The sequence below is a fragment of the Amycolatopsis sp. NPDC104775 genome (genome assembly GCF_055583325.1).
In genome coordinates this window covers 1,139,309-1,161,169 of sequence record NZ_JBVJOE010000002.1, presented here as the reverse complement: position 1 = coordinate 1,161,169, position 21,861 = coordinate 1,139,309, and the positions used below count along the sequence as shown (strand labels likewise).

Below are 21,861 nucleotides of genomic sequence, written 5' to 3'. Positions count from 1 at the left end.
AAACAGGCCGGTCGCAGGCGGCCGGCCACGGTCTGGAGGTAAATCGGTGCGCCTTGTCTTCACGAGCTGGGCGTGGCCGTCGCACTGGCATGCGATGGTGCCACTGGCCTGGAGCTGCCGGCTGGCCGGCCACGACGTGGTGGCCGCCGTGCCGCCCGCGCTGGAGGCCGAGGTGAGCCGCACCGGCTGTGTCGTCCAGCCGGTGGGCGAGGACGTCGATTCGGTGCGCATGGTCCGGGAGTACGCGCTCCCGGCCGACCGGCCGCCGGAGCCGGCCCCGCCGGGCCGCATGGCGCCGCGGGCCTTCCGGATGTTGCTGGCCAACGCGGAAGCCATGCTGGCGGATCTGGCCGCACTGGTCCGCGACTGGCGCGCAGACGCCGTGGTGTTCGACCCGACGGCCTGGGCGGGGCCGATCGCCGCACAGGCCGCCGGCATCGCGGCCATCCGCTGCTTCCACGGCTTGGACCTCCAGCACCCGCTCATGGATGTCGCCGAGCATCTCGTTGAGCCCCTTGCTCTTCGATCCGGGATCACGAACGCCGACCTCACCGGCACGGCGTCGATCGACCCGGTTCCGCCGTCGCTGCGGCTGCCCGGCGGCGAGGCCCGGCAGCCGATGCGATACGTCCCCTTCAACGGGCCCGGCCGGGCACCGTCCTTGGCGCCTGCCGAGTCCGGGCGAATTTGTGTCACCTGGGGCCACACCATGGCGCGCTTGGGCGCCGAACGTTTCTTCGCCGGCGAGGTGGTGCGCGCGTTGGCCGGCCTGCCTGCGCAAATCGTCGTGGCGCTTTCCGCCGCGCAGCGAGAACTCCTAGGGCCGGTCGATCCGTCGGTCCGGGTTGTCGTCGATGCTCCCCTGCACTCGGTGCTGCCGGGCTGCGATCTGGTGATCGCACACGGTGGCGCGGCAACGACGCTTACCGCGCTGTCCTGCGGGGTTCCGCTGCTGCTCGTGCCGCAGCTGCCGGATCACCGGGCCCACGCGCGGCAGGTGGCGGCGGCCGGTGCGGGTGCGCTGATCCCGCGTCCGGAGGCGACCGCCGAACGGATCAGGACCGATGCCTCGCGCATGGTGCGCGAGGGCGAGGCACGGCGGGCGGCCGCCAAGGTCGCCGCCGAGATCGCCGCCCAGCCCGGCCCGGCAGAACTTGTTCCCTGGCTCGAGTCCCTGATCGCGGCGGCGGGCTGAACCGCGGCGGCACGAATCGATTTTCCGACGAGAGGACATCGCATGCTTGCCGAGCTGATGGCTCGTTGTGGTTCCGCGCTGCTGGACGGCGTTCCGCCGGACGGCAAGGACTATTGGGCAGCGCGGTTCTGGGATCGAGACTCCGCGGAACGCCATCCGGTCCTGGGGCCTGAATTTCTCCTGCAAAAAGATACGATCGCCGAATACATCCGGAAATACGGAAGGGACGCCGAGAGCGTGCTGGAGTTCGCCTGCGGCACCGGCGCGTTCACGCAACTCGCCGCGGAGCACACGCAGGCCACGGGCATCACGGCGCTGGACATCTCGGCGGACGCGCTGCAGCGAGCGCGTGCTCATGTCCGGCACCCGAACCTTCGCCTGGTACAGGGCGACTTCTGGCAGGACAACGACCTCGGCGCCGCCGAGGTGGTGATGTGCCTGGACGCGATCCACCATCTCGGCGACGTCGAGCAGGTGCTGAATCGGATGAAGACGTTCATCGCACCAGGCGGTGTCTTCATCGGAAACCTGTGGATCGGCGACCATTTCCACGAGTTCGAGCGTAAACGCTACGGTGGCGCAGGGCATCTGTATCGCACCGCCGCGTTCCTCGGCACGGCGTTGTCCATCCGGCTTTCCGGCGGGTGGTGGAAGACCCGTGCCTACCGGACCCAGATGATCACCTCGGAAAAGGGGAAGGCGATCCTGGAGCGGGTGTTCGGCACAGTGCACGAGGTCGAAGTGCAGGACTATTTCATGGGTTTCGTCTGCGCGCCGTGAGGCGGCAAGGGAGTGTGCACATGCGTACCGGCCGGAACGGCAGCGGAGAAACCACGCTCGCCGGACGCGTCACCGACGCGCTTTGGCGGCTCGCGGTGCCGCGCGAACGGCAGGAATTGCTGCAGAGCTGCGCGCGGCGGCTCCGGTTGAGCTTGCCGACCCGGCACCGGTTCGGGCTGGTCGACCGGCCGGCCTATGCCTACGGCGTCCGTAAGGCGGTCGCCGAAGCGAGCCGGCTCGGCCACCGCGGCGTGACTGTGGCCGAGTTCGGGGTCGCGGGCGGCAATGGGCTGCTGGCGCTCGCCGAATACGCGCGGTACTTCGGCACTTCGTCAGGGTTGCGGGTCGACGTGGTGGGCTTCGACCTCGGGGACGGGTTGCCCGCGCCGACGGACCATCGCGACTTGCCGTACCTGTTCGACAAGGGCTTCTACGCGATGAACCGGGACGAGCTGACGAAACGGCTCGGCCCGGCCCGCCTGGTGCTCGGCGACGTGGCCGAGACGGTCCCGGCGTTCCTCGCCGACAATGGAGCCGAGCACCCGATCGGGTTTCTGGCCTTCGACATGGATTACTACTCGTCCACCCTGGCAGCGCTCAACGCGCTCGGCGAGGACTTCGCCGCGCAGATGCTGCCCAGGATCCTTTGCTACTTCGACGACCTGCTGGGGCTGGTCGGCGGGATCGGGGAGTTCGCGGCGCTCGCGGACTTCAATGCCGAAAACCGGAACCGGTTCGCCGGCCCGGTTTTCGGCCTGCGCGGTTGCGTCCCTTTCAGCCCGCCGTGGGCTGACCACGTTTACCAGCTGCACCTGTTCGACCATCCGGACTACGGCCGCCACCAACCTGACCTGGTCCGCGATCAGCTGCCCTTGCGCACCACGGCCGCGCCGGGTTCACCGGCGTCTCGGTTGAGCGGCTGACCGCGGCCGAGCGGTTGCTCAAAGCGCCCAAGAAACGGCTGCAACCTTCGGTCGGTGAGAATTGCTCTCGCCGGCCGAAGGTTTCGTCGGTCACTGCTGCTCGTACCCGTCGCGGACGAGTGCGATCCCGCATATACCACCTCCGAAGTGGACGCTCTACACCCGAACGTGTCAAGACGGCGACGACAGAGGCGCCGCACGCAGGCCCGCGTACCTCGTCTCGAGCCGGTCGACAAACGAGAGCATCGGCCCGCTGAGCGCGGTTGTCACCAGCGCCATGACGAGAGCGGAGAGGAAGACCGGAGTGGTCACAATGCCCAGCTGGTACCCGGACTGGAGAACGACGAGCTCGGTGAGGCCGCGGGTGTTCAGCAGCACGCTGATCCGCAAAGAATCAGCGCGGCTCCGGCTGCTGAGCCTGCCTCCGAGGTAGCCGCCCAGCAGCTTCCCGGCACAGCCCAGCAGCACCGCCACGAGCGGCAGGAACCACAGCGTGGTTCCAATTCCCTTCGCGAAGACGGCCAACCCGGTGCTGACAAAGAACACGGGCAGCAACGGTCTGCTCAGCCTCGTCACGGCGCGGACAGGGACCGCCCACGGTGAATGTTCGTCCGCAGGCAGGGCAAGCCCGACAAGCGTCGCACCGAAAACCGCTGTCAGGCCCAGGTTTTCCATGGTGAACCCCACCGCCGGCGCGACCACGATGAGCAGCATGGCCGCCGTCCGGGGTGCGCGGCGGCACCAGGTGCTGAGTCCGGCTGCCACCCTGCGGCCCGCGAAAGCCAGCAAGACGCCGCCGGCAAACACCATCATCGTCCCGACAAACCCAGCCGCGTCACCGGCATTGAGGCCGACAGCGATCGACAACAGCAGGCAAGCCAACGAATCAGTGAAAACGGCCGCGGCCAGCGCCAGTCTGCCTGCCGAGGTTCCGGAGAGCCCGCGATCGGTCAGGATTCGGGCCATCACGGGAACAGCGGTCACCGAGAACGCCACGCCGAGGAACAGCACCAACGCCGATGGCGGTGCAGTCCCGCGCAGCGCTGGGGAGGCTAGGAGCAGCACCAGGCCGGCGAACGCCACTCCGGTCAGCAGTGCGGGCAGAAAGGAGCAGAGCGTGACCCAGTACACGGTGCCGCGCCCTCCGCCCGGGAAACGTGCGCGCAGGTCCCGAACCAGCTCGACCAGGTAGAACACCAGCGCGCCCTCGCCGATCGCCTGGAGCACAGCGCGGATCAGGTCCAGGCGGAACCCGGGCAAGCCGACGTCGGCCAGCGCCACGAGAAAGGGACCGGCCAGCAGGCCCGCCGCGATCTCACCGACAACGGACGGCAGGCGCACCAGTCGCGCGCCTGTCCTGCCCAGCGCGGCCGCCGTGAGAACCGCCGCCAGCGCCAGCGGGATCCAGACCGCGTTCATCGCACCGCCACCGGAACCGGCTCGGTGCGGCGGACCTTGCGAGAGACTGCCCGCACCCCGACACGCTGCTTCCCAGGCTTACGGAACGCGTATTTCTCGCGGCCCCAGCACTTCAGAGCGATCCGGCCCGTGGTCTTCCCATCGATGCCGGCTTCGACGCGGCCGTGCCCGGACAGGCTGAGAGGGTGAAAAGGCGAGTCCCGGTGGAGCATGGCTGCGGAAACAGTCGGGTTTTCCCGCAGAACGAGTTCCTTAACGCGCCCGGCTCCGGCGGTGAACACGACATTCTCCTCGTCGAGGTCGGCGCATTCCAAAGCCGAATGTGGGAAACCGTCCGTATGTACCGCAGTCACCTTTGCGAAGTTTGTGGACCTCAACACGTCTTTCTCATGATCGCTCAGCACTGTTCTGCTTCTTTCCGTTAGCGGTCGGCGATGCCGAAACCCATCACAACCGGTTCCAGCACGGACCGCGGCTGCTGCCCCGGCGCTCATTTTCGCGACTCCGCAGCCGCCCGCAGACTGACGCAGCCGCGGAACACGCGGTCGGGGCGGGCATGAGAGTCAGGTGCAGCGCGAGCTCAGACCGTGCTGACGCGCACAGCTGCTGAAAATGGCCGAGCACCTCGGGCCTCTGTCCGAGTGGAGGCATCGCGATGTCGCCGGCCACCTCGCACAGCCGGTGCAGCTTGAGCAAAAGCGGGTGGTGACGCCCATTCCCGCACCCCGCCCCCGCAGCGCGGCCTCTGCGCATCCGGAAGGGCAGAACGGCGAGCCCATACGGGTGGGGGCGAGGCTTTTCCGAAGTTCGCCCGACGGGGGCGGGAAAGCGGAACACGGCAGGGATTTCCGGGGAAGAGACGTGGTCCTCAGCGCCCGCATCTCGCCATGTCGCGCCAGGGCTTCTCAGCAGGTGTTGGCGGATTCGCCGAGCACGTCGACGGAGCCCTCGCCGACCTGGCGCAACAGGCACTCACGCGCGTAAAGCCGGGCCAGCGTCGGAACTTCGTAATACAGGGAATTGCTGCTGTTCCGGCCGAGTACGACGATCATGTGGCTCTCGACGAGACGCCCCAGCACGGTTTCGGTGTGGGCCGCCGATCGCCCGATCATCTCGGCGGCTTCGTCCGCGGAGAACTTCTGGCCGCCGAACGTGCCCACCACGGTGAAGACCATCTGCTGCAGCGGGGACAGGCTCTGAAAACTTTCCTCGAAGCGAAGCCGGACATCCAGGTCCCCCACCCGGAGTTCGTCCAGCCGCCGGTTGACCGGCGACAGCGCCCGCTCCAGGTCCGAGACCAGAAGAGAAGGATTGGTCACAAGCCGGGTCGCGGCGGCTCGAAGGGCGAGCGGCAGGTGGTCGCAGAGGCCGGTCAGGATCTTCACCTCCGGCAGCTCGGCCTCGACCCGATCCTCTCCGGCGATCTTGGCGACCATCTCCACCGCCTCGGCCGGTTCCATCCGGTTCACCGTGAACATCCGGCCGCCCGGTGGAATGTGCGACTGGCCGGTCATGATCACCGCACATCGCGAACTCGGCAACGCCTGTGCGATTTTCGCACTCGAATCGACGTTGTCGAACACGAACAGCATCGATCGTCCGGCACACCACTGGCGAAACAGCTGAATGCAATCGATCAGCCCGACCGGGATGGCAACCGAGGAGAACCCTGCCGCCCGGAGCAGCGAGCGCAATGCGTCGGCCGGTTTCGTCGGTTTCGTGCCGGTGTAGTCACCGATGTAAACTTGCCCGTCGGGATACAAGTGTTTCACCCGGTGCGCGACGTGGATCGCGAGCGTGCTCTTCCCCACCCCCGGCATTCCCACGATGACCGCGGACCGCCGACCAGCCTCGTCGCCGTTTCCATTGGACAACCACTGCTCGATTTCGGCGACGAGGCCGCTGCGCCCGGTGAAATCCGAGATATCCGGTGGCAGGTGTTCCAGGACTTCCGGCCGCGGCTCCCGCAGGATCGGCACCTGGGCCGCCGGTCTATTCAGCTCGTTCTCGTTCTTGCCGCGTGTTTCGTTGGTCGCGACGTCGAGTGTCGGGTCGGAACTGAGCAGCGCGCTGTGCAGCTGCACGATCTTGCTGGACGGTTCCAGCCCCAGTTCTTCGACCAGCGACTCGCGCAGCCGCCGGTACGCCTCCAGTGCTTCGGACCGGCGGCCCGACCGGTGCAGCGCGATCATCAGCCGCGAATGCAGCCCTTCGTGCAGCGGATGCCGGAGCGTGACCTCCTTCAGCTCAGGCACTACCTCGCGGTGCAGCCCCAGCCGCAGGTCGGCGTCCAACCGCATTTCCAGGGCTCGCAGCTGCATTTCCGCGAGCCGGACCACGTGGGCGGTCACGGTCTGGCCGTGCGCCACGTCGCTCAGCGCCGGGCCGCGCCACATCGCGAGCGCCTCGGCGAGCACACGGCTCGCCTGCTCCGGTTTCTTGTCGTCAAGTGCCGCTTTCCCTCGCTGGCACAGCATTTCGAACCTCGACATGTCGACGTTCTCATCCGGCACGACCAAGCTGTAGCCGAACGGGTTGGTCCGCAGGACCGATTCGTCGTCGAAGATCTTACGCAGTTTGTAGATATAGGTCTGCAGGGTGGACAACGCGGTACTCGGCGGCGCCTCGCCCCAGAGCTCATTGATGATCGAATCCGCCGGGACCAGCGAATTCCGGCACAGCACCAGCAGGGCCAGCAGTTCGCGTATCTTCGGCGCGCTGGGTGTGATGTCTCTGCCTGCCGCCATCACTCGCAACGGGCCGAGCACGAAGAAATCCATCGATGTTCCCCCCATCCCCCCCGAAAATTTTACCGTGACCACCTGTCCGTGGAAAAAACGGGAAATGCGGCCCACGCCATGGCCGCCCGGTTCACGACTAGATCGGAACGCCATCCAGCCATGCCAACGTTAAATGGCATCAGGCCACTCCACGGCACAAAATTTCCGCCTTCCCGCCAGGTTAGCACCAGGTTAGCCAACCGTGCAGCCGCCGAACAGGCGATCATGAAGCACGTGAATACGTTGCCATCACGGCACGGGCGGCCGCCCTCTGGGCAAACCTCGCGAACACCATTCAGTATGCCGATTCGACAATATAGACATTAAATGGCGAAGCGGATATTTGGTACGGCCGCAGCGGCGCGGTCTGCTCCCGGTGCCCCGCCCCTTTTTCCCAGCTTCGGAAGGCATCGAGGTCAGCCCACTCGCTCATCACCACGAACTCCTGCTCGCGCAGCACCGAGCGCATCAGCTCGTTGCCGAGCAAGCCGGGAGTTCCTTTCAGCCGCACGCTGATCCGGTGGTACGCCTCGGCGATCTTCGCCGGCCCGCCCTCGCCGGGAGCCCGGACGTGGAGCACGACGCGGACCCGGCCGGTCACCGAGCTCCCGCCCCGGTCAGGGAATACACGACCCGCATGGTGGTCATCGTGCCGCCGGAGCGGAAGGGATGCAGCTTCGTGCGGTGTTCCAGATGCCGCGCGCTCGTCTCGAACTCCCGGAACCGCGCCTCGCTGTCCCAGTCGCTGACGATGTAATAGACGGAGTCCTCGTCCAGGCTCCTGGACAGCCATTGGCCCAGGTTCGCCGGAACCTCGGTGATCATGCCACCGACCGAGTGCCAGGTCTCTTCGAAGTCTTTTTCCATGCCGGGGTGAATCTGCATCCGCAACATCACCCGGAACACCGGATTCGCCGTCATGGCTCAGATTCCCCCGTCGACGTTGATCGTCTCGCCGTTGACGAATCCGGCCAGATCACCGGCCAGGAACACCACCACGTTCGCGATCTCGCGGGGATCGCCGAGCCTGCCGAGCGGGATCATCGCCTGGTAGCGCTGACGGACCTCCGGCGGCGTCGGCGCCTCGGTCTCGATCGGGCCCGGCGCGACCACGTTGACCCGGATCCGGCGCGATCCCAATTCCTTGCACAGAGACCGGGTGAGCCCGGCAAGCCCTGCCTTGGCCGCCGTGTAGTGCGCACGCAACGGCACCCCCACCGCAGCCGCCCGGGAGCCGACATTGACGATGGACGCGCCGTCGTTCAGCAGCGGCAGCACCCGCTGGATCACCCGGTAGGCGGAGCCGAGGTTGGTGTCGAGAACCCGGTCCCATTCGTCCTGCGCCAGCTCGGGGAACGGGATGTGGCTGATCACGCCCGCGTTGTGCACGACGACGTCCAGGCTGCCGAACAGCTCGCGGCATTCCTCCGCGAGCCGGTCCACGGCCGCGGGGTCGGTCACGTCGGCCTGGACGACGCGGTACTTCGCGCCGAGCCGGTCGAGTGCGGCGGCCAGGTCGCCGGCCGCCGCCGCGTCGCTGCGATAGCAGGCGAGCACCTCGCAGCCGGCCTCGGCCAGCGCGAGGACGATCGCCCGGCCGATCCCGCGGGTGCCCCCCGTGATCAGTGCTTTCTTTCCTTCCAGCCGCATAATGTCCTCCTAGTAAAGGATGATCACACTGATGAGGTTGCCGAGGAACGCACCGACGGCGAGCGCCGTCCGTGCCGTGTTCCAGAGCCTCCACCGGTTTCGTGGATCGCGGTCGGCCCAATCCGCGGGCTGCCGCTTTTCGTCCAGCGAAACGACGTACTTGTTGATGGGAACGTTCTTGAGCAGCGAAATCGCGATCACCGCGGCCAGCAGCACCGCGGGCAAGCCGAAGAGCAGCCCGGCCGGGCGGTCCGCGACCAGCGTGAGTGCCACGTCGGCACCGAGGCCGGCCACGTTGGCGATCGGCATGAACGGGTCGTAACGCCGCCACAGAAAACGAATGGTCCGCACATAGTCGGGGTAGGAAAGCGTGAGCGTGAACGGCGTGATGCCCACGACCGTCGAGAACATCACCCCGGCGCCGAGGCCGTTCGCCAGCAGCACCACCGCGATCAGCAGGCTGGTCATTCGCCGGCTCGGCGGCCTGCGGCCTTTTCCAGAGTTCTCTTGATCCGCTCCAGCTGCACCGCGGAGTTCCGGTCGATGCGCTGCTTCATTCCGGCGTCGTCGATCGGCGCGTCCGGGCGCAGGTGGAAGTCCTGCACCCATCTCATCCGGACCAGCGTCGTCCCGCCCTGGTGCACGGGAACGTACTCCCAGTAGATGTTCATGTATTCGAAGGGCCCGGTTTCCACCCGCCGCGCGCGCACCGTCCGGAGTTCGGGATCGCACACCCGCTCGGACACCCAGCTCCACACCTTGCCGTTCTCGTCGGGCCGCATGCTGAGCCGGAACACGACGGAGTTCCCGCGCTCTTCCAATACCTCCACCGAGGAGTACTCGCTGAACAATTCGGGCCAGGACCGGACGTCGTTCGTCATTTCCCAGACCAGATCCATCGGTGCGTCGATGAGGATCGAGTTGTCGGTGCGGGCGTGATCTCCCCGCGGCGCGAACGACCGCTCGTTGACATAGGCGAGCATCATCCTGGGGGTGCGCAGGTCCGTCACCAGATCGCCGGAGATGTCGACCTGGCACAGATTCTGGATCTGCACCGCCATGCCGAGCAACGCGAGCGATTCGCAGTTCAGCTCGTCGAACGGAACGTCGAGAATGTCGCCGCCCAGATCGATCTCTTCGGACTCTCCCGCGTTCTTCCGGATGAGGTCCCTGATATCGTCCAGGGTAAGCTGGTTCATTTCTTGCTCCGTTCTTCCGGGGCGGTCACGAGCAACGCGGAATTGAATCCGCCGTAACCGCGGGCGAGAATCAACGCCCGCCGGATCGGCAGGTGTCTTGGTTCGGTAACCAGGTCCAAGCAGTTCTCGAAACGCGGAGCGCGCACACCGATCGTCGGCGGTACGATCCCGTCGCGGATGGCCAGCAGCGCGGTCCCGGCGTCGAGCGCGGCACCGCCCGCATACAACCGGCCCGTCATCGCTTTCGGCACCGTCACCGGTACGGCGAGCGGTCCGAAGACCGCCTCGATCGCCTCGGCTTCCTGGCGGTCCAGCTCTGGCACACCGGCACCGTCCGCGAACACGACGTCCACTTCGCCCGGCTGGATTCCGGCCTGGGCAAGGCACTGGCGCGCGGCGCGGGCCAGGTTCGACCGATCCGCGCCGGGCGGATCGAAGGTGGCCGCGTGGCCAGCGATCTCGCCGTACACGAAGGCCCCGCGTTCCACAGCGGCGGTCCTGGGTTCGGCGACCAGAATCGCGCCGCCTTCGCCCGGCACGTATCCGGCGGCCTGTTCGTCGAACGGCAGGTAGGCCCGCGCCGGGTCGGGAACCGGGCTGAGCCGCCCGGTGGGAAGCTGCGCGACCAGGCCGTACGGACACAACGAGCTGTCCGTCCCGCCGGTGAGCGCCAGGCAGCGCCCTTCCCGCAGCACCCGCCGTGCCTGCGCGATGGCATCCAGCCCGCCGGCCTGCTCGGCGCAGAGCACCCCGCACGGGCCGCGGAACCCGTGTTTGATCGCGATCTGCCCGGTGGTCGCCGCGTAGAACCAGGCGATCGACTGGAACGCACCCACCCAGCCGGGCCCGCGGCTCCACAGATTCTCGATCTCCCGCTGGCCGAATTCGGTCCCGCCCGAAGAACTCGCCACGATCACGGCCATGCCGTACTCGGGCAGCTCGGCCGGGTCCACCCGAGCGTCGCGCAGTGCGAGGTCCGCGGCGGCCAGGCCCAGCTGGGTCCAGCGATCGGTCTGCGGGATCAACCGGCCCGGCACCACTGCCCGGGCGTCGAACCCGTCGACCTCTCCGGCGACCTGGGTCGGGTACCGGGCCGGATCGAACCGGGTGATCCGGCCGATCCCGCTGCGGCCTTCGCGGACTGCCGACCAGTACGCTTCGGTGCCGACGCCGTTCGGCGCCAGCACCCCGATGCCGGTGACGACGACAGCGTCGCTCATCAGGACACCGGCTCGCGGGCGAGGATCACCGCCGACTGGAACCCGCCGAAACCGCTGCCGACGCTCAACACCGCGTCCATCGCGTGGTCGCGCGCGACGATCGGGACGTAGTCCAGATCGCACTCCGGGTCCGGCGTGGTGAGGTTCGCCGTCGGTGGCACCACCTGGTTTTCCAGTGCGAGCGCGCAGCCGGCGAGCTCCAGCGATCCGATGGCGCCGAGCGAGTGCCCGATCATGGACTTGAACGAGCTGACCGGGACGTCGTAAGCGCGAGCACCGAGAGAGCGTTTGAACGCCGCCGTTTCATGCCGGTCGTTCTGGCGGGTGCCAGAACCGTGCGCGTTGATGTAGTCGATGTCGTCCGGCCCCAGGCCGGCTTCGCGCAGCGCGTTTTCGATGGCTTCGGCCATCTCCCGGCCGTCCGGCTTGAGCCCTGTCATGTGGAAGGCGTTGCTGCGGTTGGCGAACGCGCGGATCTCCGCGTAGATGTGCGCGCCGCGCCGTTGCGCCGCACGGCGCTCCTCGAGCACGAGCACCGCCGCCCCTTCGCCGAGTACAAACCCGCCGCGCGTGGCGTCGAACGGCCGCGAAGCCCGCTCCGGCTGATCGTTGTCTGCCGACGTGGCCCGGATCGCGTCGAAGCACGCGACGGTGATCGGCGAAATCGGCGCGTCCGTCGCGCCGGCCACCACGACGTCCGCTGCGCCTTCCCACAGCAGCTGACAGCCGTAGCCCACCGAGTCGAGCCCCGCCGTACAACCGGTGGACACGAGGGAAACCGGGCCCTCGGCACCCACCGCCCACGCCACCTCGCAGGCCAGCGTGCTCGGCACCATGTAGCCGTACAGCTGCGGAACCGCGTAGTCCGGGTCGACGTTCCAGTGCTTTCCGCCGTCGCTGAGCACGACGTATTCGTTTTCCAGCCCGGTGGTACAGCCCACGGCGCTGCCGAGGCTTACCGCCAGGCGGTCCGGCGCGACGTCGCCGGCCTCGAGCCCGCTGTCGGCCCACGCCTCCCGCGCGCTCACCGTCGCGAACTGCGCGGCCCGGTCCATCCGGCGGATCTCCTGCGGGGACAGGCCTTCCGCGGCTGGATCGAAGTCGCATTCCGCGGCGATTCTGGAACGGAACCCCTCCGGCGAGAACAGGGAGATTCCGCGGGTCGCGGTGCGCCCGCCGGTCAGCAGGTCCCAGTAGTTCTTGGCGCCGATCGCCCCCGGCGCCACCACGCCGATACCGGTGACCACTACGCGCCGCTCAGTCGTCACGGCCGGTCTCCTCGCCGGCGGGACTCGAAACGCGCGGGTGGTCGTCCGCCGGATTCGGCGGCGGTTCGGTGTCCACGTGGCCGAGCTCCGGCCGCGGCGCCAGCGGGCACAGGTGGAATACCGCGAAAGCCGGCTCGTCCGAGGAGCTGGTGACCCGGTGCCGGACGTTGCGCGGGATCGCAAGGCCTTCCCCGGCGTCCACCTGGATCGACTGGTCACCGCCTGCCCGGACCGTCACCGATCCTCGCACCACGTAAAGGTATTCGTCGGAATAGGGGTGGTAGTGCTCCGACACGAATTCGCCGGGCCGCAGCGTGAGCACACCCATGAATCCCGTCGTCGTCCCGCAGGTTCGCGGGCTGAGCACCACTTTCATCGTCCCGCCGCGACGCCGGTTGGCCGGCACGTCGTCCGCGGCGACCTTCGCCGGCAGAGCCCCGCGTTCAGTCACGTCCTGCCTCCCAGCTGTAGAAGGGAACGGCCATAGCGTCCTTGGGCTCCTTCCAGTTCGGGTCGTACGGGCGGATGTGCCGGGACAGTTTGGTGCTGATGTCCTGATACAACGGATGCGCCCGCGCTTGGTAGAGGCTTTCCGATATCCCGGCATCGGCCTCGGCGAGGTGGAAGTACAGGTCGTGGAAGCGAAAGAGGGTACGGCGCGAGACACCGACCATGCGCGGCAGCTCACCGCTGTCGGATTCCGCGAATATCTCAGCCACCGATTCCGCTTCGGACGGATCCATCCGGGCGACGATGAGAGTGCGATGCACGAGCACACCTCCGGGCAACAATGCAGGGACAGGCTGGGGTTCGGCGCTTCCTTCGAAGATGCCGGTGGCCCGTTGCGACCCGCTGGTCGATCACTGGTCTCTTCCTCGCTCGCCGGACCAGCCCGGCACCAGCCGAACCCCGCAGCATCAGGACGCTCACTTCTGCCGCTGCGCATCGAATAACCAACCCCAGCCGGAGGAATCCCATGCCGTATGCCGCGATCACCTATCGCGTCAAACCAGGCCACGAGGAGGAGATCGCGGAGATCTTCACCGAATTCCAGCGGGTGGACGACCCTGTGCTGGCCGATGCCGAAGGCGCTGCCCGCGGCCGGCTGCTGGGCACCGCGGTGTTCGTCAAGGACGACGTCCTGGTGCGGGTCATCCACTACGAAGGCGAGTTCGAGGACATCTCGCGGAAGATGGCGACCCAGTCCGGCGTGCACCGGATCGAACAGCGGCTCGCCGGATTTCTCACGCAGTCGCGCGATACTTCGACGCCCGCCGGTTTCCAGTCCTATTTCGACCGAGCGGTCATGCGCTGTGTCTCGCAGCTGTCCATCGACGATCATCCGGCCGGAGCGGGCCGGTGAGCGGGCGAAAGCTCGCGGTGCTCGGACTCGGTGGCGTCGGTTCCGGGATGGCGAAACGGCTTCTGGACACCGGGCACCAGACGGTGGTCTACAACCGGACGGCCGCCAAGGCGGAGCCGCTGCGCGCGGCCGGCGCGACGGTCGCCTCCTCGGCCGCTGACGCGGCACGGGACGCAGACGTCGTCATCCTCAGCTTGAGCGACGAAAAGGCCGTCGAGGAGGTGCTGTTCGGAGGCGTGCTGCCGGTGCTGAAGCCGGGCGCGATCGTGCTGGACGGCACGACTGTGGCGCCCTCGTACGCGCGCGACGCCGCGGAGCGGCTGGCTGCGGCTGGCGTGACCCGGCTGGAGTTCTGCGTGATCGGCAACCCGGAAATGGCCCGCAACGGGGAACTTCGCGTGTTCCTCGCCGGTGACGAGTCCACAGTGGATGCAGTGCGGGACCTGGTGCGGGACCTGAGCCGCCACGGTGCGCTCTACCTCGGCTCCACCGGCCGGGCGAGCGTGCTGAAGCTCGCATTCAACCTGCTGCTCGGCGTGCAGACCGCGGGGCTCGCCGAAGCGGTGCAGTTCGTCGAGCAGGCTGGCCTCGACCGCGAGCAGTTGCTGACCGCGATCATGAAAAGCGGCTGGCGGTCGCCGGTGCTCAACTTCCGCGCCGAATTCATACGAAAGCGGTCCTATGACCCGGCGGGGTTCCGCGCCGGCCTGATGGCCAAGGATCTCCGGCTCGCCGATGACGAAGCCACCGCGGGCGGCCTCGACCTGCCGATCGTCCGCTGTGCCCGAAGCCGGTTCGAAGAAGCGGTCGCCAGCGGCAAGGACAACAAGGACGCTGCGGTAGTCGTCGAACTGACCGCCGGCTGACCGATCCCGCCACCCATCGAAGAAGGCAAGAGATGACGACTGCTGACACCGTGACCACCAGTCCCTACGAATACTTGCGGATCGGCACCGGGTTCTGCACGGCGCAGATTCTGCTCACCGCACTGGAGCTCGATCTGTTCACCACCCTGCGGGACGGGCCGCAAACGAAGGCGCAGCTCTGCGCGCGGCTCGGCCTGCATCCTCGCGGCACCGGTGATTTCCTCGATGCGCTGGTGTGCCTCGGCCTGCTCGCCCATGACGGCGGTCGCTACCGCAACAGCCACGGCGCCGAGCGGCACCTGGTTCCGGGCGAGCCGCAGTACATCGGCGGTTTCCTCGAACGCGCCCACCGGATGCTGTACCCGGCTTGGGGCCGGTTCGCCACGGCGTTGCGCACCGGCGAGCCGCAAAGCGAAGTGGAGTCGGGCGAACCGTACGACACGATGTCGACCGATCCGGTCCAGCTGCGCAGTTTCCTGGGCATGATGGACACGATGAACGCTCCGCTCGGTCCGGCGCTGGCAGGGGCCTTCGACTGGTCGGGATGCCGGACGGTGGTGGATGTCGGCGGCGCGCGCGGGAATCTGATGGCCAACGTGGTGACCGCACATCCCCATCTGCGCGCGACGGTGTTCGACCTGCCACAGGTCGAGCCGTTCTTCGCCGAGCACATGACGCGCTTCGAACTAGGCGACCACGTGTCGTTTCGACCGGGAAGCTTTTTCACCGACCCGATCCCGGCGGCGGACGCCGTGGTGATCGGACACGTGCTGCACGACTGGTCGGAAGGCGAGCGCCGGATGCTGGTCGAGAAGGCGTACCGAGCACTCCGCCCCCACGGCGCGCTGCTGGTGTACGACCCGATGCTGAACCCGGCCGAACCGAACCTGGTGAACCTGGTGATCAGCCTCGATATGCTGCTGACGACCCGCGGCGGAGCGGAATACACGCCGCAGGACTGCCAGACCTGGCTCACCGACGCCGGCTTCTCGATCGAGGCGACACGCTCGCTCGGTTTCAACGACACCCTCGTGGTGGGCCGCAAACCCGCGTGAAGGCGAGACAAAACGGCCGGGGCAGCGAGGCGCCCCGGCCGTTTCCGTCATTCCCGGCCGGCTACCCGGTTCAGGACTCCAGCGAGCACCGTGTCCGGATCGTCGACGGCAGTGACCGACCGCCAAGCGACAAACGCGTCCGGCCGCACCAGCACGGCGCCATCGTCCTTCACGCCATACACCTGTGCCCAGCTATCGCCGAGAGAGGTCAAACCGTCGCCCGCGTCCACCTGGTACGCGGTGAAAGGAATCCCCGACTGGGCGGCGAGCTGCCGGGCCGCGGCCATCCAGCTCGCCCCGGCCGCGCCAGTCACCAGGACGAACTCGGCGCCGAACAGGTCGATCGCGGAAATCCGGTCGCCGCCGCGGTTCAGCCACACATGCGGAGCCCGTGTGCCCGGCTCCCCAGAGAGGTCGAGCTCCGGGGTCAGCACGACGCCGGGCTGATCGGTGCCGAGGATCAGCGGCGAGGCGTAACGGTATCCGAGGGTGATGATGATGTCGTCCACCATCTGCCGCCGATCCTCGTCGGTCGCGTAGCCGTGCCGGATCCGGTTGCGGATCAGCGCCTGCTCTGCCATCGCGAGCCCGACGTGGCGCCGTTCGGTGTCGTAGCTGTCGAGCAGGGCATCGCTGCCCCAGCCGCGCAACGCGGCGGCCAGCTTCCAGGCGAGATTGTGCGCGTCGTGAATCCCGGTGTTGGCGCCGAAGCCACCGGCAGGCGGGTGCACGTGCGCCGCGTCACCGGCGAGGAAGACCCGGCCGGCCCGGAAGGTTTCCGCGACCAGCTGCGCACCTTCCCACGGCACGGTGGCCACGACTTCCACTGCCATGTCGGGTTTTCCGGCCGCCTCGCGCACGATCTCGACGCAACGCTCGTACGTGAACTGGGCGGGCGACTCGCCACGTTCGGGGTCGTAGAGCGGTGCGACCAGCCACGGGTCGCATCCGTGCAGCCGGGAGAGCCCGACCATCGTGCCGGGCGCGGTCGCGTAGCAGAGGATGAACTTCCGCTCGTCGAGGATCTTTTCCAGCTCCGGTGCGCGGAAGTAGATGCTCAGCGCGTGGAACACGCTGCCACGCCCGCTGCGCGGCACTTCGAGCAGGCGGCGGGTGAGGCTGTTCGCGCCGTCCGCCCCGACGAGGTACCGGGCCCGGACCGTGCTCCGCTCACCAGTGGACGAATTCTCGATCGTGGCCGTCACGCCGTCGGCGTCCTGGCTCAGGTCCAGCAACCGGGTGGAAAACCGGACGTCAGCCCCATATTCGCGCGCCTTTTCAGCCAGGACCCGCTCGTAACGGTCCTGACCGCAGCCCATGACGCGTTCCGGGCTCACTTTTTCGCCATCGAGCGACGGTGCCTCGAGAACCACCGCGTCGGCAATTTCCGAATAGGTTTTCACACGGAGGATCCCGCCCTCGAAATAGGGATGCGAGTCACCCATCTCCAATGCCCGGATGTCGTCCACCACGCCGACCGAGCGAAACAGTTCCATGGTCCGCGCCTGCAGCCCCGGCGCCCGCGGCAACAGCGACGTCCCCGTCCGCTTTTCCACGAGCATCGAGGAAATGCCCTGGCTGCCGAGGAAAAGCGAAGTGGACAAGCCCACCGGTCCCCCGCCGACGATCAACACCGGAATTTCGATCATGACATCCTTCCCAAGCGCCCGAACACCACGTCACGCACGCGATCGTCACAACCCGCACTGGTGATCGCCTCGCAGCCGGATGGTGCCGATTTCCGGAAACGAAGGGCGCCGAGTCGACCGATCGTCCAGCACGGTCGGCGAAGCTTCTTGCCGGACCGAATCGACGAAAGTGAATTCGCAGATGCGCGTACTGTTTGTCACAGCACCGCTGCCGCCTCATTTCTTCCCGATGGTTCCGCTCGGCTGGGCGCTGAGCGCGGCGGGTCACGACATCCGGGTCGCGGCCGCGCCGAGCATGCGGGAACTGATCCAGACGTCCGGGCTCACCGCGGTTCCGCTCGGCAGCGAGGTGGACCTGCCCGGAATGGCAAGGCGCGCCTTCGGCGACCGCGCTCCGCGGGTCCCGCCGTCGATGCGGGCCTGGCACAACACCCCCCGCTCCGTCATCGAAAGCGTATTCCGGCGATTCATGACGACCTCGGAGGCGATGGCAGACGAACTCGTCGCGTTCGGTCGGCACTGGCGCCCGGACGTCGTAGTCCACGAACCGGTCGCGTTCATCGCTCCGGTACTCGCCGAACTGCTGGGTGTGCCGTCTGTCCGCCACCTCTGGGGCACCGATGCGTGGCACGGGTACCGCGAAGTCGAACAGGCTGGCATGAAACCGTTGTGGGAGCGGTTCGGGGTGGCCCCGGTCGCGGAGCCGGACGTGCTCACCATCGACCCTTGCCCGCCCAGCCTCCAGACGCCGAACGACGGCGGCAAGCGCGAACAGATCGCCTACGTTCCCTACAACGGTGTCGCGAGCTGCCCGGCTTGGCTGGCCGAGCCCCCTCGGAAACCGCGGGTCTGCGTCACGGTCGGCACGTCGATGCCGCGGATCACCGGCAATATGGACTTGGCCCGGCTCGCGATGGACGCCGTGCGCGGCCTCGACGTGGAGACCGTGCTCGCCGTCGGTCCGCGGCACCGAGAGAAACTCGGCGAGACACAGAACGTCAGGGTGGCGGAATCGCTCCCGCTGCGGCTGCTGCTGCCGACCTGTTCGGCGATCGTGCACCAGGGTGGCGCCGGCACCACGCTCACCGCGGCGGCCGCCGGCACTCCCCAGCTGATCCTGCCGTCGCTCGGCGACCAGTTCCTCAACGCCTTGGCCGTCGCGGAATACGGCGCGGGCGCCTACGTCGATACGCCGGACCTGGCTGTTCCCGCGGTGCGCGAACGGCTCGCCGAGCTTCTTGCCGAACCCGAGCACCAGCGGAAAGCGGATCTGCTGCGGGCGGAAAACCTCCGGTGCCCACCACCCGCGTCGGTGGTGCCGGTACTGGAGTCATTGGTGGCCGGATGAACCGCCGGGCAGAACACCGCCTGGCAACGAACGCACAAACCCATCAGGAGGATGCAACCGTGTCGATTGCCGAGAAGAGCAAGACTCCGCTGCCGGAAACCTCGCCGTTGTTCCGGCTCCACCGGCTGATCATGGGGTACGGGCCGGCTCAGGTCACCCGCACATTCGCGCAGCTGGGCCTGGCGGACTACCTCGCGGAAGGACCGCGACCGGCAGCGGAAATCGCCGTTGCGATGGAGGTGGACTACGACGCGCTCACCCGGTACCTCCGCGCCGCCGTCGCGGTCGGGCTTGCCGAGGAGCCCGAATACGAGCAGTTCGCCGTCACGGAAATGGGCGCGCTGTTGCGCGAGGGCTCCCGGATGCGCAACGTCGCGATCACCTTCGCCGGCCCTGCGCTGTATCGGCCCTGCGAGCGGATGCTCGAAGTGCTCAAGACTGGCCGTTCGTCCACCGAGGCGGCGTTGGGCCAAAGCCTGTGGGAGTACTACGACACCCATGAGGAGGACGCCAAGCACTACGCCGAGAGCATGTGCCACCTCACTGCCCGGTGCGCGGAAAGCCTGGTGAAGCACTACGATTTCACCACCGCGAAGAAGATCGTCGACATCGGCGGCGGGCTCGGCGTGCTGCTGAGCGGGCTTCTGGAAGCCGCACCGCGGGCGGAGGGTGTGCTCTACGACCGCGCGGAGGTCATCTCGCGGGCCCACGCCACCTTCGAAGAGCGTGGGCTCGCCGACCGTACGACCTTGATTCCGGGCAACTTCCTCGAGTCGATCCCCTCGGGCGGCGACGTCTACACGATCAAGAGCGTGCTCTGCGACTGGTCGGACGAGCACGTCGCGCAGATCCTGGCGAACGCGCGGAAGGTGATCGAACCCGGCGGCCGGTTGCTGGTGATCGACTGGATGATCGTGGACGACCCGCGCCGCCCCGACCCGGCCGCGAACCTGCCGATGGCCAACTTCGGCCTGCTCATCGCGTCCGGCGGCAAGGTACGCAACCGCGGGCAGTTCGAAGAACTGTTGCGCGGCGCGGGTTTCGAGGTGAACGGGATCACCTCGTTCCACGACGGCCTGACCGGCTGGAACCTGATCGAAGCCCGCTGAGCAGCGGTGTCCCGGTGCCGGACGTGGGGAGGAATCATGCGGGAGACGACCACGCCCGTGCTGATCGCAGGCGGCGCGCTCACCGGCCTGTCGTCGGCAGTTTTCCTTGCCCACCATGGTGTTCCGTGCACAGTGGTGGAAAGGCACCGGGACATCCTCGCCCACCCGCGGGTACGCGGGCTGAATCGGAGGTGCATGGAGCTGTACCGGTCGGTCGGCCTCGAAGAAGCCATCATCGAGGCCAACCCTCGCGCGTCCGCTCTGAATGCCGTGCGGCAATGGCTGACCTTGCGGGCGCGGACATTGGCCAGCCCGGACATCCACTGGTCGGAGCAGCGCGAACGGCGCGAGGAGAACGACATCAGCCCGGCCCAGCGCGCGCCGATCGACCAGGACCGGCTGGAACGGGTGCTGCTGGCGCGTGCCGAAGACCGCGGCGTGGACGTGCGGTTCGGGACCGAACTGGTGGACTTCACTCGGCGCGGGGACGGAGTGCAGGCCAGGATCGCGGACAGCGCGACCGGCGAAGTGTCCACTGTGCACTGCCGGTACCTCCTGGGCTGCGACGGATATCGCAGCCTGGTGCGCAAACGGCTGGCGATCCCGATGGACGGCCCTGGCGCGCTGATGCGCCGGCTCACCTTCGTGTTCGAGGCGGATCTCGGTCCCGCGCTCCGCGGCCGGCCGGTCAACCTGTGCTATGTAGACGAACCCGTGCCGGGCACGTCGCTCATGGCCTACGACGGGTACCGGCGGTGGGTGTTCTCCATGCCGCGTGACCCGTCGGACGAGACTCCGGCGGAGAAATTGACCGATCGATGCGCCGATCTGGTGCGTGCCGCGGTAGGCGTCGACGACCTCGATGTGACAGTCTGCCCGCAGTCGGCGGGCGGCCGGGCCACCGCGCTGGAGTTCGAAATCGGCGCTCAGCTGGCCAGGAAGTTTTCCAAAGGACGGGTCTTCCTGGTCGGCGACGCAGCACACGTGATGCCTCCGATGGGCGCGTTCGGGGCTAGTTCGGGTATCCAGGACGGGTACAACCTTGCGTGGAAGCTCGCCGCGGTGCTCCGCGGAACCGCCACGGAGAAACTGCTGGCGACGTACCATGCCGAACGGCATCCGGCGGACGAGCTTGCCCTCGGCCAGGCCATGGTGCACCTGCGGGAGCGAACGAACACGACGCTGGCCGGCGAGTCGGCCGCGCTGGACAGGGACGCGGTCGTGTTCGGCTGCCGTTACCGCTCGACAGCCGTGCTGTCCGCTCCGGGCTCGCCGGCTGATCCCGTGCTGGCCACGGAACTGGCTGCACAACCCGGAACCAGGGCGCCACACTGCTGGATCCGCCGCGATGGCGCGGAGCTGTCCATGCTCGATCTGTTCGGGAAGAACTTCGTGCTGTTGCTCGGGCCGGAAGCTGAGGACCCGACCGGCTCGCCCGCCGGGGTCCGGCTCGACGTGTACCGGATCGGCACGGACGTCACGGACCTCGACGGCCAATGGCCCAGCCGTTACGGCTCGCCGCGGGCCGCCGTCCTGATCCGGCCCGACGGAATCGTAGCCTGGCACAGCGACGAAACCGCAGAAACGCTCGCCGCGGCACTGGCCCAGGTGCTTGCCCCCGGCTGACCTGCTGGTGGTCGGCCACGGGGATCTGCGGAAGGACGACGATGAAGAAGCTGAGTACAGCAGAACCGGCCTTGTGGACAGAAGTCAGCGCGACTGACGCTCACCGCCCGCCGCCGTCGATGACACCACCTGAGGCGGGACCGTGGTGTAGGTGACGGTGGTCGAGGAGTGCCGCAGCACCGCCTTCACCTCCACGCCCGCCGCTAGCGTGGCCGCACCGTGCGGCATCCTGGTCGATCGCGACCGCGTTCACTGACTCGTCCGTTTTCGGCTCACCCAAGCCGGTGCACACCAAAACCATGGCAGCCGTCCCTCGCTAGTCCGTAAAGGATGAAATGGAGCAGGCGTAGCCCGCCCCGGCCGTGAAACTGCTCGCAGCGTCGAAAGGGAAGCGCAATACGCCCAGTACAG

The 21,861-nt window shown here is 67.7% G+C and carries 22 protein-coding genes; 9 read left to right on the top strand and 13 right to left on the bottom strand.

Annotation, left to right across the window (positions count from 1 at the left end; all coding sequences use genetic code 11):
* Positions 1 to 46 precede the first annotated feature (46 nt).
* The 3 genes from ACZ63D_RS14060 to ACZ63D_RS14050 are packed head-to-tail and all read left to right on the top strand — an operon-like array spanning position 47 to position 2,898.
* The gene (locus tag ACZ63D_RS14060; protein WP_465354683.1) at positions 47 to 1,195 is read left to right on the top strand and encodes a nucleotide disphospho-sugar-binding domain-containing protein; all 1,149 of its coding nucleotides are present in this window, start codon (positions 47 to 49) and stop codon (positions 1,193 to 1,195) included.
* A 42-nt stretch (positions 1,196 to 1,237) separates the two neighbouring features.
* Positions 1,238 to 1,975 carry a class I SAM-dependent methyltransferase gene (locus tag ACZ63D_RS14055; RefSeq protein WP_465354682.1) on the top strand — a complete coding sequence of 246 codons (738 nt, stop codon included), beginning with the start codon at positions 1,238 to 1,240 and terminating at the stop codon, positions 1,973 to 1,975.
* A 20-nt stretch (positions 1,976 to 1,995) separates the two neighbouring features.
* Entirely contained in the window at positions 1,996 to 2,898 is a 903-nt protein-coding gene (locus ACZ63D_RS14050) for a hypothetical protein (RefSeq protein ID WP_465354681.1), read from the top strand.
* A gap of 171 nt (positions 2,899 to 3,069) precedes the next feature.
* Here ACZ63D_RS14050 and ACZ63D_RS14045 read toward each other — a convergent pair whose 3' ends face one another.
* The 12 genes from ACZ63D_RS14045 to ACZ63D_RS13990 form a co-directional block, all read right to left on the bottom strand.
* Positions 3,070 to 4,317 (bottom strand): cation:proton antiporter, encoded by a 1,248-nt coding sequence (locus ACZ63D_RS14045; RefSeq protein ID WP_465354680.1) that lies wholly within the window; start codon positions 4,315 to 4,317, stop codon positions 3,070 to 3,072.
* Entirely contained in the window at positions 4,314 to 4,721 is a 408-nt protein-coding gene (locus tag ACZ63D_RS14040; RefSeq protein ID WP_465354679.1) for a pyridoxamine 5'-phosphate oxidase family protein, read from the bottom strand. The genes ACZ63D_RS14045 and ACZ63D_RS14040 overlap by 4 nt, the downstream gene beginning before the upstream one ends.
* 501 nt (positions 4,722 to 5,222) lie before the next feature.
* Positions 5,223 to 7,097 carry an AfsR/SARP family transcriptional regulator gene (locus ACZ63D_RS14035; RefSeq protein WP_465354678.1) on the bottom strand — a complete coding sequence of 625 codons (1,875 nt, stop codon included), beginning with the start codon at positions 7,095 to 7,097 and terminating at the stop codon, positions 5,223 to 5,225.
* Positions 7,098 to 7,392: 295 nt separating this feature from the next.
* Positions 7,393 to 7,698 carry an antibiotic biosynthesis monooxygenase family protein gene (locus tag ACZ63D_RS14030; protein ID WP_465354677.1) on the bottom strand — a complete coding sequence of 102 codons (306 nt, stop codon included), beginning with the start codon at positions 7,696 to 7,698 and terminating at the stop codon, positions 7,393 to 7,395.
* Positions 7,695 to 8,018: an antibiotic biosynthesis monooxygenase family protein gene (locus ACZ63D_RS14025; protein WP_465354676.1), complete on the bottom strand. Its 324-nt coding sequence runs from the start codon at positions 8,016 to 8,018 to the stop codon at positions 7,695 to 7,697. The genes ACZ63D_RS14030 and ACZ63D_RS14025 overlap by 4 nt, the downstream gene beginning before the upstream one ends.
* Before the next feature lie 3 nt (positions 8,019 to 8,021).
* Positions 8,022 to 8,747 (bottom strand): SDR family NAD(P)-dependent oxidoreductase, encoded by a 726-nt coding sequence (locus ACZ63D_RS14020; protein ID WP_465354675.1) that lies wholly within the window; start codon positions 8,745 to 8,747, stop codon positions 8,022 to 8,024.
* Between the two features lie 9 nt (positions 8,748 to 8,756).
* A complete protein-coding gene (locus ACZ63D_RS14015) occupies positions 8,757 to 9,215 on the bottom strand; it encodes an anthrone oxygenase family protein (protein ID WP_465354674.1) in 459 nt (152 codons plus the stop codon).
* A complete protein-coding gene (locus tag ACZ63D_RS14010; protein ID WP_465354673.1) occupies positions 9,212 to 9,946 on the bottom strand; it encodes an SRPBCC family protein in 735 nt (244 codons plus the stop codon). Before ACZ63D_RS14010 ends, ACZ63D_RS14015 begins: the two co-directional genes overlap by 4 nt.
* A complete protein-coding gene (locus tag ACZ63D_RS14005; protein ID WP_465354672.1) occupies positions 9,943 to 11,166 on the bottom strand; it encodes a ketosynthase chain-length factor in 1,224 nt (407 codons plus the stop codon). Before ACZ63D_RS14005 ends, ACZ63D_RS14010 begins: the two co-directional genes overlap by 4 nt.
* Positions 11,166 to 12,434 (bottom strand): beta-ketoacyl-[acyl-carrier-protein] synthase family protein, encoded by a 1,269-nt coding sequence (locus ACZ63D_RS14000; RefSeq protein ID WP_465354671.1) that lies wholly within the window; start codon positions 12,432 to 12,434, stop codon positions 11,166 to 11,168. Before ACZ63D_RS14000 ends, ACZ63D_RS14005 begins: the two co-directional genes overlap by 1 nt.
* Positions 12,424 to 12,885 (bottom strand): cupin domain-containing protein, encoded by a 462-nt coding sequence (locus ACZ63D_RS13995; protein ID WP_465354670.1) that lies wholly within the window; start codon positions 12,883 to 12,885, stop codon positions 12,424 to 12,426. Before ACZ63D_RS13995 ends, ACZ63D_RS14000 begins: the two co-directional genes overlap by 11 nt.
* Positions 12,878 to 13,204 (bottom strand): TcmI family type II polyketide cyclase, encoded by a 327-nt coding sequence (locus ACZ63D_RS13990; protein ID WP_465354669.1) that lies wholly within the window; start codon positions 13,202 to 13,204, stop codon positions 12,878 to 12,880. The genes ACZ63D_RS13995 and ACZ63D_RS13990 overlap by 8 nt, the downstream gene beginning before the upstream one ends.
* A gap of 206 nt (positions 13,205 to 13,410) precedes the next feature.
* Between ACZ63D_RS13990 and ACZ63D_RS13985 the strand changes: the two genes are divergently transcribed.
* From ACZ63D_RS13985 to ACZ63D_RS13975, 3 genes are read left to right on the top strand one after another with little or no spacing between them, the layout of a single operon-like run.
* Positions 13,411 to 13,797 carry a SchA/CurD-like domain-containing protein gene (locus tag ACZ63D_RS13985; RefSeq protein ID WP_465354668.1) on the top strand — a complete coding sequence of 129 codons (387 nt, stop codon included), beginning with the start codon at positions 13,411 to 13,413 and terminating at the stop codon, positions 13,795 to 13,797.
* Positions 13,794 to 14,663, top strand: a complete 870-nt coding sequence (locus tag ACZ63D_RS13980; RefSeq protein ID WP_465354667.1) for an NAD(P)-dependent oxidoreductase — start codon at positions 13,794 to 13,796, stop codon at positions 14,661 to 14,663. The genes ACZ63D_RS13985 and ACZ63D_RS13980 overlap by 4 nt, the downstream gene beginning before the upstream one ends.
* A 32-nt stretch (positions 14,664 to 14,695) precedes the next feature.
* On the top strand, positions 14,696 to 15,718 hold the full coding sequence (locus ACZ63D_RS13975; RefSeq protein WP_465354666.1) for a methyltransferase: 1,023 nt from the start codon (positions 14,696 to 14,698) through the stop codon (positions 15,716 to 15,718).
* 47 nt (positions 15,719 to 15,765) lie between these two features.
* Here the strand turns inward: ACZ63D_RS13975 and ACZ63D_RS13970 are convergent, their stop codons facing one another.
* Positions 15,766 to 17,367 (bottom strand): FAD-dependent monooxygenase, encoded by a 1,602-nt coding sequence (locus ACZ63D_RS13970; protein ID WP_465354665.1) that lies wholly within the window; start codon positions 17,365 to 17,367, stop codon positions 15,766 to 15,768.
* Positions 17,368 to 17,548: 181 nt separating this feature from the next.
* Here ACZ63D_RS13970 and ACZ63D_RS13965 point away from each other — a divergent pair, with 181 nt between their 5' ends.
* Genes ACZ63D_RS13965 through ACZ63D_RS13955 form a run of 3 tightly spaced genes read left to right on the top strand, consistent with a single transcriptional unit; the run spans position 17,549 to position 21,450 of the window.
* Entirely contained in the window at positions 17,549 to 18,715 is a 1,167-nt protein-coding gene (locus ACZ63D_RS13965; protein WP_465354664.1) for a nucleotide disphospho-sugar-binding domain-containing protein, read from the top strand.
* Between the two features lie 59 nt (positions 18,716 to 18,774).
* Complete coding sequence (locus ACZ63D_RS13960; RefSeq protein WP_465354663.1) at positions 18,775 to 19,824, top strand: methyltransferase; 1,050 nt, start codon at positions 18,775 to 18,777, stop codon at positions 19,822 to 19,824.
* Positions 19,825 to 19,860: 36 nt separating this feature from the next.
* Positions 19,861 to 21,450 carry an FAD-dependent monooxygenase gene (locus ACZ63D_RS13955; RefSeq protein WP_465354662.1) on the top strand — a complete coding sequence of 530 codons (1,590 nt, stop codon included), beginning with the start codon at positions 19,861 to 19,863 and terminating at the stop codon, positions 21,448 to 21,450.
* Positions 21,451 to 21,861 lie beyond the last annotated feature (411 nt).

Coding starts and splice junctions, on each gene's coding strand:
- ACZ63D_RS14055 (WP_465354682.1), top strand. CDS start 1,238: ATGCTTGCCGAGCTGATGGCTCGTTGTGGTTCCGCGCTGCTGGACGGC.
- ACZ63D_RS14050 (WP_465354681.1), top strand. CDS start 1,996: ATGCGTACCGGCCGGAACGGCAGCGGAGAAACCACGCTCGCCGGACGC.
- ACZ63D_RS14045 (WP_465354680.1), bottom strand. CDS start 4,317: ATGAACGCGGTCTGGATCCCGCTGGCGCTGGCGGCGGTTCTCACGGCG.
- ACZ63D_RS14035 (WP_465354678.1), bottom strand. CDS start 7,097: ATGGATTTCTTCGTGCTCGGCCCGTTGCGAGTGATGGCGGCAGGCAGA.
- ACZ63D_RS14025 (WP_465354676.1), bottom strand. CDS start 8,018: ATGACGGCGAATCCGGTGTTCCGGGTGATGTTGCGGATGCAGATTCAC.
- ACZ63D_RS14020 (WP_465354675.1), bottom strand. CDS start 8,747: ATGCGGCTGGAAGGAAAGAAAGCACTGATCACGGGGGGCACCCGCGGG.
- ACZ63D_RS14015 (WP_465354674.1), bottom strand. CDS start 9,215: ATGACCAGCCTGCTGATCGCGGTGGTGCTGCTGGCGAACGGCCTCGGC.
- ACZ63D_RS14010 (WP_465354673.1), bottom strand. CDS start 9,946: ATGAACCAGCTTACCCTGGACGATATCAGGGACCTCATCCGGAAGAAC.
- ACZ63D_RS14005 (WP_465354672.1), bottom strand. CDS start 11,166: ATGAGCGACGCTGTCGTCGTCACCGGCATCGGGGTGCTGGCGCCGAAC.
- ACZ63D_RS13985 (WP_465354668.1), top strand. CDS start 13,411: ATGCCGTATGCCGCGATCACCTATCGCGTCAAACCAGGCCACGAGGAG.
- ACZ63D_RS13975 (WP_465354666.1), top strand. CDS start 14,696: ATGACGACTGCTGACACCGTGACCACCAGTCCCTACGAATACTTGCGG.
- ACZ63D_RS13970 (WP_465354665.1), bottom strand. CDS start 17,367: ATGATCGAAATTCCGGTGTTGATCGTCGGCGGGGGACCGGTGGGCTTG.
- ACZ63D_RS13965 (WP_465354664.1), top strand. CDS start 17,549: ATGCGCGTACTGTTTGTCACAGCACCGCTGCCGCCTCATTTCTTCCCG.
- ACZ63D_RS13955 (WP_465354662.1), top strand. CDS start 19,861: ATGCGGGAGACGACCACGCCCGTGCTGATCGCAGGCGGCGCGCTCACC.